Origin of the sequence: Burkholderia ubonensis, from assembly GCF_902833085.1 — a bacterium.
Taxonomy (GTDB): Bacteria; Pseudomonadota; Gammaproteobacteria; order Burkholderiales; family Burkholderiaceae; genus Burkholderia; species Burkholderia ubonensis.
Window position 1 is genome coordinate 441,402 of sequence record NZ_CADFEB010000003.1, and the last position, 16,490, is coordinate 457,891.

Annotated in this window: 12 protein-coding genes and 1 pseudogene; 7 read left to right on the plus strand and 6 right to left on the minus strand. The window is 65.2% G+C overall.

Features of this window, described 5'->3' with window-relative positions; genetic code table 11:
• Positions 1-18 precede the first annotated feature (18 nt).
• From HWX31_RS09465 to HWX31_RS09490, 6 genes are all read right to left on the minus strand, one after another.
• A complete protein-coding gene (locus HWX31_RS09465) occupies positions 19-525 on the minus strand; it encodes a GNAT family N-acetyltransferase (protein WP_088501002.1) in 507 nt (168 codons plus the stop codon).
• A gap of 64 nt (positions 526-589) precedes the next feature.
• The gene (gene argC, locus HWX31_RS09470; protein ID WP_174958741.1) at positions 590-1,567 is read right to left on the minus strand and encodes an N-acetyl-gamma-glutamyl-phosphate reductase; all 978 of its coding nucleotides are present in this window, start codon (positions 1,565-1,567) and stop codon (positions 590-592) included.
• A 74-nt stretch (positions 1,568-1,641) separates the two neighbouring features.
• Complete coding sequence (locus tag HWX31_RS09475; protein WP_059617740.1) at positions 1,642-3,078, minus strand: hypothetical protein; 1,437 nt, start codon at positions 3,076-3,078, stop codon at positions 1,642-1,644.
• A gap of 53 nt (positions 3,079-3,131) precedes the next feature.
• Complete coding sequence (locus HWX31_RS09480; RefSeq protein WP_174958743.1) at positions 3,132-4,241, minus strand: Glu/Leu/Phe/Val dehydrogenase dimerization domain-containing protein; 1,110 nt, start codon at positions 4,239-4,241, stop codon at positions 3,132-3,134.
• Positions 4,238-5,257, minus strand: coding sequence for a PLP-dependent cysteine synthase family protein (locus HWX31_RS09485; protein WP_059617743.1), 1,020 nt, complete (start codon positions 5,255-5,257; stop codon positions 4,238-4,240). Before HWX31_RS09485 ends, HWX31_RS09480 begins: the two co-directional genes overlap by 4 nt.
• Before the next feature lie 745 nt (positions 5,258-6,002).
• Positions 6,003-7,940, minus strand: coding sequence for an NHL repeat-containing protein (locus HWX31_RS09490; protein ID WP_174958746.1), 1,938 nt, complete (start codon positions 7,938-7,940; stop codon positions 6,003-6,005).
• Positions 7,941-8,183: 243 nt separating this feature from the next.
• Here HWX31_RS09490 and HWX31_RS09495 point away from each other — a divergent pair, with 243 nt between their 5' ends.
• From HWX31_RS09495 to HWX31_RS09525, 7 genes and pseudogenes are all read left to right on the plus strand, one after another.
• The gene (locus HWX31_RS09495) at positions 8,184-9,332 is read left to right on the plus strand and encodes a porin (protein ID WP_174958749.1); all 1,149 of its coding nucleotides are present in this window, start codon (positions 8,184-8,186) and stop codon (positions 9,330-9,332) included.
• A gap of 333 nt (positions 9,333-9,665) precedes the next feature.
• Complete coding sequence (locus HWX31_RS09500) at positions 9,666-10,898, plus strand: 3-methyl-2-oxobutanoate dehydrogenase (2-methylpropanoyl-transferring) subunit alpha (protein ID WP_059615244.1); 1,233 nt, start codon at positions 9,666-9,668, stop codon at positions 10,896-10,898.
• 2 nt (positions 10,899-10,900) lie between these two features.
• Positions 10,901-11,944: an alpha-ketoacid dehydrogenase subunit beta gene (locus HWX31_RS09505; RefSeq protein ID WP_174958752.1), complete on the plus strand. Its 1,044-nt coding sequence runs from the start codon at positions 10,901-10,903 to the stop codon at positions 11,942-11,944.
• Between the two features lies 1 nt (position 11,945).
• Positions 11,946-13,256 (plus strand): dihydrolipoamide acetyltransferase family protein, encoded by a 1,311-nt coding sequence (locus HWX31_RS09510; protein WP_174958755.1) that lies wholly within the window; start codon positions 11,946-11,948, stop codon positions 13,254-13,256.
• A 5-nt stretch (positions 13,257-13,261) separates the two neighbouring features.
• Positions 13,262-14,653, plus strand: a complete 1,392-nt coding sequence (gene lpdA, locus HWX31_RS09515; protein WP_174958757.1) for a dihydrolipoyl dehydrogenase — start codon at positions 13,262-13,264, stop codon at positions 14,651-14,653.
• 174 nt (positions 14,654-14,827) lie between these two features.
• The gene (locus tag HWX31_RS09520) at positions 14,828-15,058 is read left to right on the plus strand and encodes an HU family DNA-binding protein (protein WP_059615236.1); all 231 of its coding nucleotides are present in this window, start codon (positions 14,828-14,830) and stop codon (positions 15,056-15,058) included.
• Positions 15,055-16,207: pseudogene (locus HWX31_RS09525) on the plus strand (PDDEXK nuclease domain-containing protein). The gene HWX31_RS09520 and the pseudogene HWX31_RS09525 overlap by 4 nt, the downstream one beginning before the upstream one ends.
• The last annotated feature ends 283 nt before the right edge of the window (positions 16,208-16,490 follow it).

Below are 16,490 nucleotides of genomic sequence, written 5' to 3' on the forward strand. Positions count from 1 at the left end.
GGCGGCTGGACCAGCAGGCTACAAGGTCAATTCCATGAAAACCAACCAGTTCTTCATCTGATCGTCGAGTTCGTAGTACGGTGCGATGTCCTTGAAACCAAGTTTTCGATAGATGGCTTGTGCTTCAATCGATTTAGGTCCTGTGTCGAGGCGCATCAACCGATAACCGATGCCTCGGGCCTCTTCGAGAATGGTTTTCGCCAGAGCCAGGCCCACACCGCGTCCGTGGCATGCGGGAAGGACGAACAGGCGCTTCATCTCGCAGACATCTCCGCCAAGGTCTCGCAGTGCGACGCAGCCGACAGCTGTACCTTCGTCGGTTGCAACGAGTAATCGACCTCTCGGGGGAATGAACTTGCCGGGCAAACCACTGAGTTCAGCTTCGAATTTTTCCGGGTCGAAATATTGATCGAGGAGGCTCCGGTACTCTCCATGCCGTCCACCGTGCCATTCGACAAATGCTCGCATGAGACCTCGAACAGCGTCCAACTGCGCTGGTGTAATCGCGCGTGAGATTTCGAACATGGTGTCCCTCATGATCCTGTTTGACGATGCAAAGATTTGCCCGCTTGTTAGGAAGCGACGATATTCACGGCCAGACAGGCATGCCGTCCAACCCCGCGGTTTCCGGCAGTCCGCAGATCAGGTTTGCGTTTTGCACTGCTTGGCCGGCCGCTCCCTTGCCAAGATTGTCGACAACGCTCATCGCGATCACCAAGTTGCGCTCCGGATCGGCCGCATAACTGACGAAGGCAAGGTTCGAGCCAGTCGCCCATTTGGTCTGCGGTAGTTCGTCGGTCACGCGGATGAACGCGCGCCCGGCGTAGAAGTCCCGGGCCGCTTCCAAGCACTGGGCCGTCGTGGCGCGGCCGTGGCAGTAAATGGTGGCGAGCACGCCGCGGGTCATTGGCACGAGGTGCGGCGTGAACACCAGCCCTGCCGCACTACCGCCACTGAGCCGCTCGATCGTCTTGGCAATTTCGGGCATGTGGACGTGCTTGAGCGGGGAGTAGGGCTGCAGGTTCTCGTTGCTCTCGGCGAAGCCGAACTTGCTGCTGGCGCCGCCCCGTCCAGCACCGGAGATACCGGTCTTGACGTCGACTACGATGTTGCCGGGCTCGATCAACTTGTTGGCCAGCAACGGTGCCAGCGCGTTCAGCGTTGCCGCAGGGAAGCAGCCTGGGTTGGCGATACGGGTTTGGCCCTCGATTTGGGCTGGCCAGACGTCGGCCAGTCCGTACGTCCATCCTTCGACGTACCGGTGATCGCCACCGATGTCGACGACCTTGAGGTCCTTGGGAACCCGCGCCAGCGCCTCGGCCGACGCGCCCGTGGGCAGCGACGCGAACAGCAGGTCGAGCTTCGGCAGGGTCGCAAGATCCCACTTCTCGATCACCAGCCCGGCAAGTTTGGGCGCCACACCGGGAAAGCGGTCCACCAGTCGGCTGCCAGCGCTACCATCGCCCGCAGCGTAGACCAGTTCGAAAGACGGATGGTTCGCGATCAGGCGCAGCGCCTCACCGCCGCCAAAGCCACTGATCCCGACAATTCCAACGCGAATGCTCATAGTATTTATTCCTTGTTTTGGATTCAGTAAAGAGGCTCGATGCTATCGGCGTCGACGAAAGAGAGATGGCGTGCTCACGGCAGAGTAGCGCCGTCTGTCGCCTCTTCCAGCAGCTCCTGCATTCGCCGGATCGCTCCTGGGCGCACGTCACTCAGGCGGCTTTGCGCATAGGTCCACGCCGCCGTCGGCTCCTTCTCCGCCGCTTCGAACATCCGCCTGAACGCTTCCAGCCGCGACTGCCGCAGCCACGCCTGCAGTTGCGGATGGCGGCTCCACTCCGCTTGGTTGCGCGCCGTCTGCAGGTGCAGGCGCAGCCAGTCCAGCGGCACCTCGGGCGCTCTCACCACAGCGCACAGCGCGTTCTTCGCGTCGTCGTCGCCGTCGATGGCAATCTCGACATGCGCGACAAACGCGGCGCTGAAACACGGCGAGCAGCGCCGCACATACTGCGGCACGATGCGGCGTCCCTGGAACATCGGCTGCGCCGGTCCGCGCGGCAAACCCGCGCTGCTGCAATGCACATGCACGCGCCCGGGCGCCGTGGCAATCTCACCCTTGTCGAGCTCGATGCGCTCAAGGCCGATCGAGCGGACGCGACCCAAGCGCACCACATTGCGGATGCGCTGCAACTCGGCCAGCTCGCCCTTGCTGACGACGGCACAGCGGAACATCGTGGGCTTCACGTCGCGGTCCACGCGCAGCAGCAGGCAGCGCTTCTCGAGACGAGCGAACAGATCGTCGATGGAGCGCGCGTCGTGCGCCGCTTCGAACTCACCGAGCATCGCCTGCAAGGTGGCCTCGGCAAACCGGGGCGTCGGCTGTGCGTTGACGCGGTTCAACAGCCAGGCTTCGCGCGGCCGGATCCAAGTGATGGTGCCGGGATCGACACCGCGCTGCAGCAGCCATACTGCGGTGTCCATCGCCGTCTTGCCGCCACCGACGATGACGTGGCCGCGGTTTGCCGAGTCTGGTCGCCACTGCACGGCCAGTTCGGTCGGCGTGAGACATTGCACGCCGTCGGCGACGTCGAATTGCGGACCGTGCGTCACCGGTACCTGCGTGTCGGCCAAGGTCGTGTCGACCCAGCGCCGTCGCGCCACCAATTGCACTCGTTGCCCATTGACCAGTGAGGTCGCGCTGTCGTCGCTCGCGCAGTCGTGGAGCGGCAGGTAGCGCAGGCGGCCACTTGGCAGCAGGCGCTCGTGCAACAAGCGCCCGTAGTAGGCGAGAATCTGGTCCTTGCCCGGCAGCTCGTACATGCCGCGGTTGATACCGGTGGTTTCGATGTGATCGCGGTTCAGCACCATCGACTCGACGCCATAGGTCGCCGAGGCGCCATGTAGCGTCACGAACGGGTAGGCGTCGTTCCAGTGGCCACCGGGGCTGGCACGGCGGTCGACGACGATTGCCGTTGCCGTGCTCTCGGTGAGCAGCGTGTCGACAAAGGCGAGTCCGACGGCACCGGCGCCAATGATCACGTAGTCGGCCTCCAGCACGGTCTCAGTGCTCATCGTGGTCTCTTTTTCCTTGTGGCAAGTTTGTATTGGCGTGCGCGGGATGCTGATCAGTGCGACAGCACCGCACCGTACATGGCCCTGTAGGCCTCGCGCAGCGGCACGCGCGACTGCGACGCCTGCAGCAATCCGTCAGCCACGGCCGTGCGGATGTTGTTCTCGATGTGATCCCACAGCGGCCCCGATTGCCAGCCGTTGCCCCGAGCCAGCTGCAGCGAGGTCATCGCCGCGCTAGAGCTGGAGCTGATGACGTCGGGCACCACCGGGATGCCGCGCGCAAACAACGCGTCGTTGGCGTCATCGGTCAGGCCGAAGTTGGAGGCTTCAACTACCACACCGGCGCGGATGGTTTCCGCGAGCCGGCGCGACACCACGTGCGAGCCGGCAGCCAGGAACAGGATGTCGGCCTCCTTGGCCAGCATGTCGTCGCGCGACAGCCAGTTGCTGTCCGCGGCGACCGGTGGCGCCAGAGAGAACGACCGCCCAGCGTCGCGCGCGGCCAGCACCTGCTGCGCCACCGGTAGTCCGCGCGACGACACGATGGCGCGGTCGATGTCAGACATGCCGACGACGATGGCGCCGCGCTGCGTGGCACGCACCGCCACACCGACGCCGACGATGCCCGCACCCTGGATCAGGATGCGCTTGCCTTGCAGCGAGCCGACCGCGGCCTCAGCCGCGATGGTGGCGCCCAGCCCGGTCATGTCGCGCACGTAGCCGGTGAGGTCGCGGATACAGCCGGGCGCATCGGGGGCGCGCTTCTGGACCAGGTGCAGCTGTGGCTGGCCCAGATACTCGTACAGCCGGTCCAGCAGTGCATCGGATGCGCCCATGTCCTTGCCCAGGATCACCTGGGTGGACAGCGGCTCGCGCCAGGCCTCGGCCAGGTCATGCAGGATGGCGTCGATCTGCGGATGATCGGGCCGGCAGCGCAGCCCGGCCTTGGCGCCACCCACCGGCAGGCCGTGCGCGGCCAGCTTCCAGCTCATGGTGTGCGCCAGCAGGCCGACCTGGGCTTGGTCCACCGTGTCGGTGAAGCGGAAGCCGCCGAAGGCCAAGCCGTTGTTCACGCGATCGACCACCAGCCAAGCCGGCACGCCATGGGTAACGGTGGTGTAGGTGGCCTGCAGCGTGGAGGTCGCGGAGGTGTCCGAAGTCATGCCAGCCGCTCTTTGGGCTCGGGCAGCACCGAGGGCCGTGGCTCCACTGCATGCCCATGCGCTACCATCCACTCGTCGTCGAGGAACTTGCTTAGGTACATGTTGCCGGAGTCGGGCAGCAGCACCACCACGTTCTTGCCGGCAAAGCGTGGCGCGACCTTCAGCGCGGCGCACAGCGCGCTGCCGCTGGAACCGCCGCACAGGATGCCTTCCTCGCGCACCAGCCGGCGCGCAGCCTCGAACGACTCGGCGTCGTTCACCTGCACGATGTCGTCGATCACGCTGAAGTCCACCGCCTTCACCAGGTAGTCTTCGCCGATGCCCTCGACCTGGTAGACGTTGGGCGTGGACATCCGCTTGTGGTGGAAGTAGTCATGGAACACGCTGCCGATCGGGTCCACGCCGATCACCTGCACTGCGGGGTTCATCTCCTTGAGGTAGCGCCCAACGCCGCTGATCGTGCCGCCGGTGCCGATGCCGCAGACGAAGGCGTCGATGGCGCCGCCGGTCTGCTCCCAGATCTCGGGGCCGGTGCTTTCATAGTGCGCCTGCGCGTTCAACGGGTTGTTGTACTGATCCGGGTAGATCGCATGCGGGATCTCCTCGGACAGCATACGCGCCACGCTGTAGTAGCTCCGCGGATCGCCGGCATCCACTGCCGTAGGCGCCACAACCACCTCGGTGCCGAAGGCGCGCATGCGCGAAATCTTCTCGCGGCTCATCTTGTCTGGAATAGTGACCACGCACCGCAGGCCGCGTGCGGCGGCCACCATGCTCAAGGCGGCTCCGGTATTGCCAGAGGAGTTCTCCACCAAGACCGAGCGTTCAGTTAGGGAACCATCCTGCTCCATGCGAGAAACCAAGTACTTCACCAGGCGGTCTTTAACACTGCCACCTGGATTCATGAACTCTAGCTTGGCAAATAATCGCGCCGGACACCACTGGCCCTCTTGTTTTCCGATACGAACTAACGGCGTATTGCCAATGGCATCAGTGACAGATTCAAAAGCCTGCATAGCATCCCTCGGTCATCATTCTTTATTTTTTCGATCCTAGTATCGCTTTTCTCTATAGATATGACAATCACATCTTTGGTCACTTCGTGTACGAACTTCGCTGCCAACGGGGCGTCGGTGCATGGAAGCGAGAGCACGCCGGCTGGACCGGCCACGTCGATTGCCAGGCATTCACGCGTGTAAACTTCGCATCATTCCTGGCTCCAAGGAGCAGATGGTATTTGAATATTTTGAAACAGGATTCGCTTAAGCGTGCCAGAAAAAAATTACCGAATCATGCTGTCATATTTGACAGGTCGGCATGTTGGGATGTTCGGAGGGGAATTGATTAATAAAGTCTTAATTCTTCGTAAATTGATTCCGCATAATTGATAGTTGGGATACTCGTCGGGCGGGGAAAGCCAGGATGTCCGATGTGATCCGATGACGATTGCTTAACGGATTTTTTTGCCGCTACGCTGCATAGTCCGTTTTTCGTGCGGGAGTGCGAGCGATGGACCACTGGCGGCGGGCGTATCTCGGCATGCGGTGCTTCCCGCATGAGTTGACCGAATTCGAGCTCAATACCTTCTTTACGTTCTCCGCCCGCGAGCGTGCACCCGAATCGCAAGCGCTTGCACAACCAAAGTTGTGTCTAAATTTCAACCAAAGTCGTGGCTAACTAACAAGCGGAGCCAAAGTGGGTTGCCGCGGGTCCCGCCCTTGGGGGACCTTCGCGTGGCGCCGGGTGTCGGATGCCGAACGATCAAGGCATCCACCGATACACGGTGATGCTGTTGCCCTTGACGTTGTTCTTCGTCACCACGTATTCGCCTGTCGATCGGCGGTATGCCCGGATGGCGTACATCGCATCGATCGCGCTGCTGGCGTCGACGGTAGCGCTGCTGGTGTTGACCAGCGTGGCGTCGAGATTGCCGGTGGTGAGATTGAACGCGTCGACGTTCGGCCTGGCCGGCCCGCTGCCGCCGAACCAGTAGCCGACGAACAGATGGTTGCCGGCCGCGTCCATCGACTTCGCGCCGGAAGTGGGGAGGGTGATCACCGGATTGGGGGCAGTGGTGTTGCCCGCGCGCCAGCCGTGATACACCTCGATCCGCGTGCCGATCGCCGTCCAGTCCGTGCTCCCGACGATGCCCTGGCCGAGAATCATCGTGTCGCTGTCCGCGAGATAGACGATGCGCGTCAGCGGCTGGATGCTCGCAGGAACGCGGGTCGGGACGCCGGGCCCCCATGACGGCTTGCCGCCGGCGTCGAAGCCGGTCAGCGGGTAGTGATAGATGGCCCCCGTCTTGTCCAGGCCGGCCCAGACGTCCCCGTTGCCGTCGATGCTGAATCCGCTCGAGACGCGCAGGGTCGTATTGAACGCGGGCCCCGGAATCGATGCATCCGGAATCGCGATATAGCCGTTCGCCGCGTTGAAATGGAAAAAGTAGTAGGTCGGCGGGTTCTGGCCGGCCGCCACGAGAATCCGGTGCGCGCCGACGGACGTGAGCAGCCCGAAATGCTCGTCGCGCTGCACGTCGTTCATGTCGATGCGCGGGTCCGACGGGTAGGTGAACGGATCGACGGTGTTCGCGACGAAGGTGCCGCCCGCGCTGCCGCTGTAGATGTGGGTGCCGCCATAGAACAGCGCGCCGTCCGTAACCGGGTCCGGCGCGGCGATGCCCTCGAAGTTGAGCGCCTGAAGCGTCCACTGCAGGTTGCCGGCACCGTTGTACGCATGAATGTCGGTGGCGCCGTTGCGGCCGAGGTCCCAGCTGCCGCCCCACGGGTTGTTGAGCACATAGAGGTTGCCGGCGGTGTCCCTGCCGATGCCGGCGACGCGGGTGAAGCGCTGCGCACCGACCTGGCCTTTGATGCCCGTCGTGGTGTCGAGATAGCCGCCCCGAATGCCGAAGGTGCCGGCCAGCGCCGGCGTGCCTGCGACGTCGTAGCGCTTGATGTTCATGTCGGGGCCTTCGTCCCCGACCATCAGCTGCTTCGACGACGCGTCGAAATAGAGCGCCGACGGCCGCGAGTCGCCGGCCATCCGGATGGTGTTCAGCAGCGCGCCGGTCGGACCGAACTCGACGATCGTGCCCGCGCTCTTCTGCGCGACCCATACGTTGCCTGTGCCATCAAGGGCGAGCGCGCCCGGGCCCGACACGCTGATGTCCCGCTGCCAGACGCCGTCGGTGGTGAAGACCCGGACGCGGTTGCCGTAGAAGTCGCTCGCATAGAGAAGCGAGCCCGTCGTGGCGAGCCCGGTGACGACGTCGACCCGCGGCTGATTGGTCGACGCGCTGACCTGGATGAACCGGTCGCGGGCCTTGGTGGTGCGGTTGTATCGCCCCACCGCGCCGCTGCCGTACGACCTGTTGGCCTGCAGCGCCGCGAAGATCGACGTCGCGTTGCCGGTGATCGCGCCGCCCTGGAATTCGCCGTGCGCGCCGATCGAGCCGAGGCTCCTGCCGCTCTGGTAGACGGCGACGCCGCCTTCATCCTCGTCCCAGTTGGAAGCCGTATAGATGACGCCTTCGGGCGCGACCCACATGGAACGCGCGTCGTTGCCGACGTGGGCGGCGAGGGTGCCGTAGGTGTTCGCCAGCCAGTCGGTGGTGTTTTGCGCGGCAGGACAGGCCGGCGCCATCGTCGCGATCGCGGCGGCGAGGAGCGCGGCGTGAATGCGTTTTTTTTCGACCATGGGGATGCTCTCCTGAAGGTGGCAACCAGTATCACGTATGAAGATAGGCAGGTCATTGCGCGTTGACAAGCGCGCGCCCGTCGCCGCTGCCGTCGCACTGTTGCGGAGAATGGAAAGGACCAGTCCATGACCGGCAATATATGCGGTGAAAATGACCGATTATTCTCCCGATCGCAGCTCCGATCCCCAAGCCGACAAGCTATCGGACTGCTTACAAAATCAACCGATCAGGGAGGCCTATTCATGAGAGGCGTCGTCATTTCCAGTGGTATCGGCGCGGTGTTCGCCGTTGCGGCGTCGTCCGCGCTTGCGCAGAGTTCCGTCACGTTGTATGGCCTCGTCGACACGGCCATTCGCTATCAAACGAACGCCGGCCCGGACGGCAAGGATCTGATCGGAATGACGGTCGGCCCGGAAACGCACAGCCGGTGGGGCCTGCGCGGCAGCGAAGACCTCGGCGGCGGCCTGTCGGCGATCTTTCGCCTCGAGAACGGCTTCGAACTCGGTGACGGGAAACTGCACGTCGCGAACACGCTGTTCAGCCGGCAGGCGTACGTGGGGCTGTCGAGCAACCGCTACGGCACGCTGACCTTCGGCAACCAGTACGCGCCGCTGTACGACACGATGGGCGACATCTTCGACCCGCTGACCGTCGGTAACTACTGGCAGGACAGCTGGATGTACAACGGCATCGGCAACTTCCTGACGGTGCCGAACTCCGTCAAGTACCAGTTCTCGTACAACGGCTTCAGCGTCGACGCGATCTACGGCTTCGGCAATCACGCCGGCGCAATGGGCCTCGACAGCACGTACGGCGTGGAGTTGACCTATGCGCACGGGCCGGCGTCGATCAACGCGGGCTTCCACCAGACCTCGGTATCGTCGTTGAACGGCAGTTCGGTCAACGGCGCGAAGGTGAACCTGGTGCACGTGAGCGGCGCGTATCAGGTCACCCCGGCCGTGCGGCTGCTGGCCGGCTGGCTGCACGGCCAGGACAAGACCGGCACGACGGACTTCAACATGCAGCAAGCCGGCGCGCCGACGCTGCGCGCGGGCAGCCCGAACCGCATCGACGACACGTTCTACGTCGGCGCGAACTGGCAGGCCACCGCGCCGCTGCTGATCACGGTGGCCGGCTATTACGGTCACGCGCGCAACGCGGAGCGGCTCGACGGCACGCTCGGCGCCGGCATCAACTACTCCGCGACCGTGCTGGCCGAGTATGCGCTGTCGAAGCACACCGAGGTGTACGGCACGGTGGATTTCGCGCGCGGCAACGGCGCATTCGCCGCCGACTATCCGGGCGCAACCAACCCGGCCACGGGCAGGGTCGACCAGATCGGCCGGACCAACAACGTCGGCGCGGCGATCGGCCTGCGCCAGATGTTCTGAGCGCAGGCTCGGGCGGCCGCGCGCCTCGCGCGCGGTCCTTCTTCTCCTTCTTCTCCTTCACCTCGATTGCCGCAGCGGTAAGAATTTCCGGAACGATTCGAAACGCTGCAACGACGGCGCGCCGCGAGCGCGCATAGCCGTGCGCCCCAAGCGCATCCGGCATGGCAAATCTGCTCACCACGATCGAGCGGGTTGGGCATCGACGGCCAGATCGGCATTGCATAGATTCCCAAGGTTGGTGCGCTTATCCGCGCGCCACGCCACGCGCGCGCCGGCAACCGGCCGCGCGTGCCCTTATCAGCGTGAGACAAAATCGAGCGTGGAGACGACACGATGAGCCTGTCAGAGCCATTGCGTCTGCATGTGCCGGAGCCGACAGGGCGCCCGGGCTGCCAGACCGACTTTTCCTATCTGCATCTATCGCCGGCCGGCGCGGTACGCCGCCCGCCGATCGACGTTGCCGCGGCGGACACCGCCGATCTCGCCCGCGGCCTCGTGCGCGTGCTCGACGACCGCGGTGAAGCCGTCGGCCCATGGGCGCCGGATCTCGACGACGCGCGGCTGATCGCCGGGATGCGGGCGATGCTGAAGACCCGCATTTTCGACGCGCGCATGCTGATCGCGCAGCGCCAGAAAAAAATCTCGTTCTACATGCTGAGCCTCGGCGAAGAGGCCATCGGCGCCGCGCATGCGATGGCGCTGCGGCACGGCGACATGTGCTTTCCGACCTACCGGCAGCAGAGCATCCTGATCGCGCGCGACGTGCCGCTCGAACGGATGATCTGCCAGCTGATGTCGAACGAGGGCGACCCGCTGAAGGGGCGCCAGCTCCCGGTGATGTATTCGGATCGCGACGCGGGCTTCTTCTCGATCTCCGGCAACCTCGCGACGCAGTTCATCCAGGCGGTCGGCTGGGCGATGGCGTCGGCGATCAAGGGCGACACGAAGATCGCGTCGGCCTGGATCGGCGACGGCGCGACGGCGGAGGCCGACTTTCATACCGCGCTCACGTTCGCGCACGTGTATCGCGCGCCCGTCGTGCTGAACGTCGTCAACAACCAGTGGGCGATCTCGACGTTCCAGGCGATCGCGGGCGGCGAGGGGACGACGTTCGCGGGGCGCGGCGTCGGCTGCGGGATCGCGTCGCTGCGCGTCGACGGCAACGATTTCCTCGCGATCTACGCGGCGTCGAGCTGGGCGGCCGAACGGGCGCGCCGCAACCTCGGCCCGACGCTGATCGAATGGGTGACGTACCGCGCGGGCGCGCACTCGACGTCGGACGATCCGTCGAAATACCGGCCGAGCGACGACTGGACCCACTTTCCGCTCGGTGATCCGATCGCCCGCTTCAAGCAGCACCTGATCGCCAGGGGCATCTGGTCGGACAGCGCGCACGACGCGCTCACGGCCGAGCTCGAGGCCGAGGTGATCGCCGCGCAGAAGGAGGCGGAGAAATTCGGGACGCTGGCCGACGAGCGGATTCCGTCGCCGGCGTCGATGTTCGACGACGTGTACAAGGAGCTGCCCGCGCATCTGCGTCGTCAGCGCCAGGAACTGGGAGCGTGAGCATGGCGCAACGAGAAGCAACGACGACGGCCACGCAGCCGATGACGATGATCCAGGCGCTGCGCTCCGCGATGGACGTGATGCTCGGGCGCGACGGCGACGTAGTCGTGTTCGGCCAGGACGTCGGCTATTTCGGCGGCGTGTTTCGCTGCACCGAAGGGCTGCAGACGAAGTACGGCAAGTCGCGCGTGTTCGACGCGCCGATTTCGGAAGGCGGGATCGTCGGCGCGGCGGTCGGCATGGGTGCGTACGGGTTGCGGCCCGTGTGCGAGATTCAGTTCGCGGACTACTTCTACCCGGCATCCGACCAGATCGTGTCGGAAGGCGCCCGGCTGCGTTACCGCTCCGCGGGCCAGTTCACCGCGCCGATGACGATCCGCATGCCGTGCGGCGGCGGCATCTACGGCGGCCAGACCCACAGCCAGAGCCCGGAGGCGATGTTCACGCAGGTGTGCGGGCTGCGCACGGTGATGCCGTCGAACCCGTATGACGCGAAGGGCCTGCTGATCGCGGCGATCGAGAACGACGACCCGGTGATCTTCCTCGAGCCGAAGCGGCTTTACAACGGGCCGTTCGACGGCCATCACGAACGGCCCGTCACGTCGTGGCTGAAGCATCCGGCGAGCGCGGTGCCCGAGGGCTACTACACGGTGCCGCTCGACTCGGCCGCCGTCGTGCGCGCCGGCAGCGACGTGACGGTGCTGACGTACGGCACGACGGTCCACGTGTCGCTGGCCGCGGCCGAGGAGACGGGCATCGATGCCGAGGTGATCGACCTGCGTACGCTGTGGCCGCTCGATCTGGAGACGGTCGTCGCGTCGGTGCGCAAGACCGGGCGCTGCGTCGTCGTGCACGAGGCGACGCGTACCTGCGGTTATGGCGCGGAACTGGTGTCGCTCGTGCAGGAACATTGCTTCTACCACCTCGAGGCACCCGTGGAGCGCACGACCGGCTGGGATACGCCGTATCCGCATGCGCAGGAATGGGCGTATTTCCCCGGCCCGAGCCGGGTCGGTGAAGCGTTGCGACGCGTGATGGAGGCTTGACATGGGTATTCACGTCATCAAGATGCCGGATATCGGCGAAGGGATCGCCGAGGTCGAGCTGGTGGCCTGGCATGTGGAAGCAGGGCAGACGATCAAGGAAGACCAGCCGCTCGCCGACGTGATGACCGACAAGGCGGCGGTCGAGATTCCGTCGCCCGTGTCGGGCAAGGTGATTGCGCTCGGCGGCAGGATCGGCGAGATGATGGCGGTCGGCAGCGAGCTGATTCGCCTCGAAGTCGAGGGCGACGGCAATCTGAAGCCGGGCGCCGACGTGCGGGAGGCCGCTGTAGTCGCTGAAGTTGCTGTCGCGGCTCCGGCTGCAGTAGCGCCTGCGCCTGCGGTTTCGTCCTCGGATGCTGGTCATCCGGCGCGCCGCGCGCCTGCCGAACCGCGCCGAGCCGAGCACGCCGCGCCGCCGCGCGCGGCGCTTGCGCCGGGCGAGCGGCCGCTCGCGTCGCCGGCGGTGCGCCAGCGCGCGTGGGACATGGGCATCGAGTTGCGCTACGTGCGCGGCACGGGCGAGGCCGGGCGCATCCTGCACGCGGACCTCGATGCGTACGCACGCACCGGCAGCCGGGCAGGCGCCCAGCCGGCGCGCGGCTACGACGAACGGACCGACGAGACCGAAGTGCCGGTGATCGGCCTGCGCCGCGCGATCGCGCGCAAGATGCAGGAAGCGAAGCGGCGCATTCCGCACTTCAGCTACGTCGAGGAAATCGACGTGACCGAGCTGGAAACGCTGCGCGCGGAACTGAACCGCCGCTACGGCGACGCGCGCGGCCGGCTCACGGTGTTGCCGCTGCTGATCCGCGCGATGGTGATCGCGCTGCGCGACTTTCCGCAGATCAACGCGCGCTTCGACGACGAAGCCGGCGTCGTGACCCGTCACGGTGCGGTGCACATGGGTGTCGCGACGCAGACCGACGCCGGCCTCACGGTGCCCGTGCTGCGTCACGCGGAAGCGCGCGACGTGTGGTCGATCTCGGCCGAAATCGCGCGGCTTGCCGATGCGGTGCGCACCAACCGCGCGCAGCGCGACGAGCTCACCGGCTCGACGATCACGATTTCGAGCCTCGGCCCGCTCGGCGGCATCGTGTCGACGCCGGTCATCAATCACCCGGAGGTCGGCATCGTCGGCGTGAACCGCATCGTCGAGCGCCCGATGTTCCGCGACGGCGCGGTCGTCGCGCGCAAGCTGATGAACCTGTCGTCGTCGTTCGATCATCGCGTCGTCGACGGCATGGACGCGGCCGAATTCATCCAGGCGGTGCGCGCGTTGCTCGAACGCCCGGCGCTGCTGTTCGTGGAGTGATCCTAATGAAGAACGAACACACCACGCTGCTCGTGATCGGCGGCGGTCCGGGCGGCTACGTCGCCGCCATTCGCGCCGGACAGCTCGGCATTCCGACGCTGCTCGTCGAGCGCGACCGGCTCGGCGGCACCTGCCTGAACATCGGCTGCATTCCGTCGAAGGCGCTGATCCACGTCGCCGACGCCTTCGAGCAGGCGCGCGACCAGGCCGGCGAAGGCGCGCTCGGCATCCGCGTGCACACGCCGGAGATCGACATCGCGCGCAGCGTCGCGTGGAAGGATGGCGTCGTCGACAAGCTGACGCGCGGCGTCGGCGCGCTGCTGAAGAAGAACGGCGTGCGCGTGCTGCACGGCGACGCGCGCGTGATCGACGGCAAGACCGTCGAGGTCGCCGCCGACGGCGAGACGATCCGGATCGGCTGCGAGCATCTGCTGCTCGCGACGGGTTCCGAGCCGGTCGCGCTGCCGTCGATGCCGTTCGGCGGGCATGTCGTGTCGTCGACCGAGGCGCTGTCGCCGAAGACGTTGCCGAAGCGGCTGGTCGTCGTCGGCGCGGGCTACATCGGGCTCGAACTCGGGATGGTCTATCGCAAGCTCGGGGTCGACGTCAGCGTCGTCGAGGCGGCGGAGCGCGTGCTGCCCGCGTATGACGCGGAGCTCGTGAAGCCGGTCGCCGATTCGCTCGCGCGGCTCGGCGTGAAGCTGTGGCTCGGCCACAAGGTGCTCGGGCTCGCGGCCGACGGCGCGGTGCGCGTGCAGGCGCCCGACGGCGCCGAGCGGACGCTGCCGGCCGATCGCGTGCTGGTGGCGGTCGGCCGCCGGCCGCGCGTCGACGGTTTCGGCCTCGAGACGCTGCCGCTCGAACGCAACGGCCGCGCGCTGCGGATCGACGACGAATGCCGGACGTCGATGCGCAACGTGTGGGCGATCGGCGACGTCGCCGGCGAGCCGATGCTCGCGCATCGCGCGATGGCGCAAGGCGAGGTGGTGGCGGAGTTGATCGCCGGCAAGCGTCGCAAGTTCGTGCCGGCGTCGATTCCTGCTGTTTGCTTCACTGATCCCGAGATCGTTACGTCGGGGTGGTCGCCGGAAGATGCACGGGCGGCAGGCGTCGACTGCCTGAGCGCGTCGTTCCCGTTTGCCGCGAATGGGCGGGCGATGACGCTGCAGGCGACCGATGGCTTCGTGCGGGTTGTCGCGCGGCGCGATACGCACCTGATCGTTGGGTGGCAGGCGGTCGGGCGAGGGGTGTCGGAACTCGCTGCGGCGTTTTCGCAGTCGATCGAGATGGGGGCAAGGCTCGAGGATGTCGGCGGCACGATCCACGCGCATCCGACGCTCGGTGAGGCAATGCAGGAGGCGGCGTTGCGGGCGTTGGGGCACGCGGTGCATATTTGAGGAAAGAGGTCGGCCCTGGGGGGAGCCCGAGGGTCGGCGCAACTCATCACCGCCACAATTGGCATAAATATGCGCGTTACGTACATGGCGTCGCGTCACAGTTGACTCAGAGTTTGCTTGTAAGCCGTGCAATGCGGTAGGGTGCAGCTTTGACTGACTGATCAGGGCTACTCCATGAACACACACGATCTCATCGACGCTATTGCCGTCAGGACCGGCGTGAGCAGGCGTGACGCTGACGAAACCATCCAGACCGTCCGGGAGGTCATCGCGTGCAAGGTTGGCCGCGGCGGCGCCGTGCAGCCTGCCGGTTTTGGGTCGTTCCTGGTGAGACAACGCGCGGCTCGTGCCGGCCGCATTCTCGCGCCCGGCACGGCGCTTAAGAACACGGTGAACGCGCCGTGACGAAGCGCGACATTGCTCAGGCAGACTATGTGGGCCTGCACCGTGAAATCGCGGACGTTGTAGCGTCCGCGCGCGCAGCGGCCGCCCGCAGCGTGAACGCATTGATGACGGCGACCTACTGGGAGATTGGACGGCGGATCGTCGAGTTCGAACAGGGCGGCGAGGGCAGGGCTACGTATGGCGAAGCAGTGCCTGGGCGCCGACCTGTCTCAGCGGTTCGGCCGCGGCTTCGGGTGGCGCAATCTTGCGCAGATGCGAGCCTTTTACCTAGCTTGGCCGTCTGAACGAATTTTGCAGACGCTGTCTGCAAAATCCTCGACCTCGCAAATTGTCCCGACACCGTCTGCAAATTCGTCTGGACGACCGCTTGTCGGTACAGCCGTGCGAAATGCGCCGGAACCAAGCGCCGTCGCGCAGGCGTTTCCATTGCCCTGGTCAGCCTATGTGCGTTTACTTTCCGTGAAGACGGACGCTGCTCGGGCGTTCTATGAAATCGAGGCACTACGGGAAGGCTGGTCGGTACGCCAGCTCGACCGCCAGATCAGTAGCCAGCTCTACGAGCGAATGGCACTGTCACGCAACAAGGCGGCCCTCCTTGGAAAAGCCGCTCAAGTTCAGCCGGGCGATCTCCTCACGCCGGAGGAAGCGCTACGCGATCCATTCGTCCTCGAGTTTCTCGACATGAAGGACGAGTACTCGGAGTCGGATCTCGAAGCTGCATTGATCCAGCACCTCGCGGATTTCTTGCTGGAACTTGGTGACGACTTTGCCTTCATAGGCCGGCAGCGACGTCTCAGGGTCGATGACACCTGGTTCCGTGTCGATCTGGTGTTCTTTCATCGACGTCTGCGATGTCTGGTCATTATCGACCTGAAGGTCGGCCGCTTCAGCTATGCGGATGCGGGACAGATGCACCTCTATTTGAACTATGCGCGCGAACACTGGATGAAGCCCGGAGAAAATCCGCCGGTCGGCCTCATCCTGTGCGCCGAAAAAGGTGCTGCCGAAGTGCACTACGCGCTGGACAACCTGCCGAACAAGGTTCTCGCGGCGGAATATCAGATGGTGTTACCAGATGAGGCCACGATCGTCAGGGAGCTGGAGCGCACAAGGGCGGAACTCGAGCAGCGCAGCAGGCGCCATCGTTAGGCTCTGTCGCAATCGGCCACGAGCGCGCCTCCACGGAGCGGGCAGGCCGCTCGAGGAACAAACGGCCCATGCCGGGAAAGCGTTCCAGATTAGGGATGCCGGTATCCGTCGATAGGTCCAGCAGAGCATCGAACGCTTGCGGAGTTTCGGCTTCCAGCAGGAACGCTTCGATTTCTTCGAGGTTGTGCTCGAAGCTGGCGGTGAGCTTGACGGTATGGAGGACTGCCACGGGGCAAATCAGCAGGTTAGCCGGCTGCTTTGTTGGCGCGGCGGCGCTTAATGT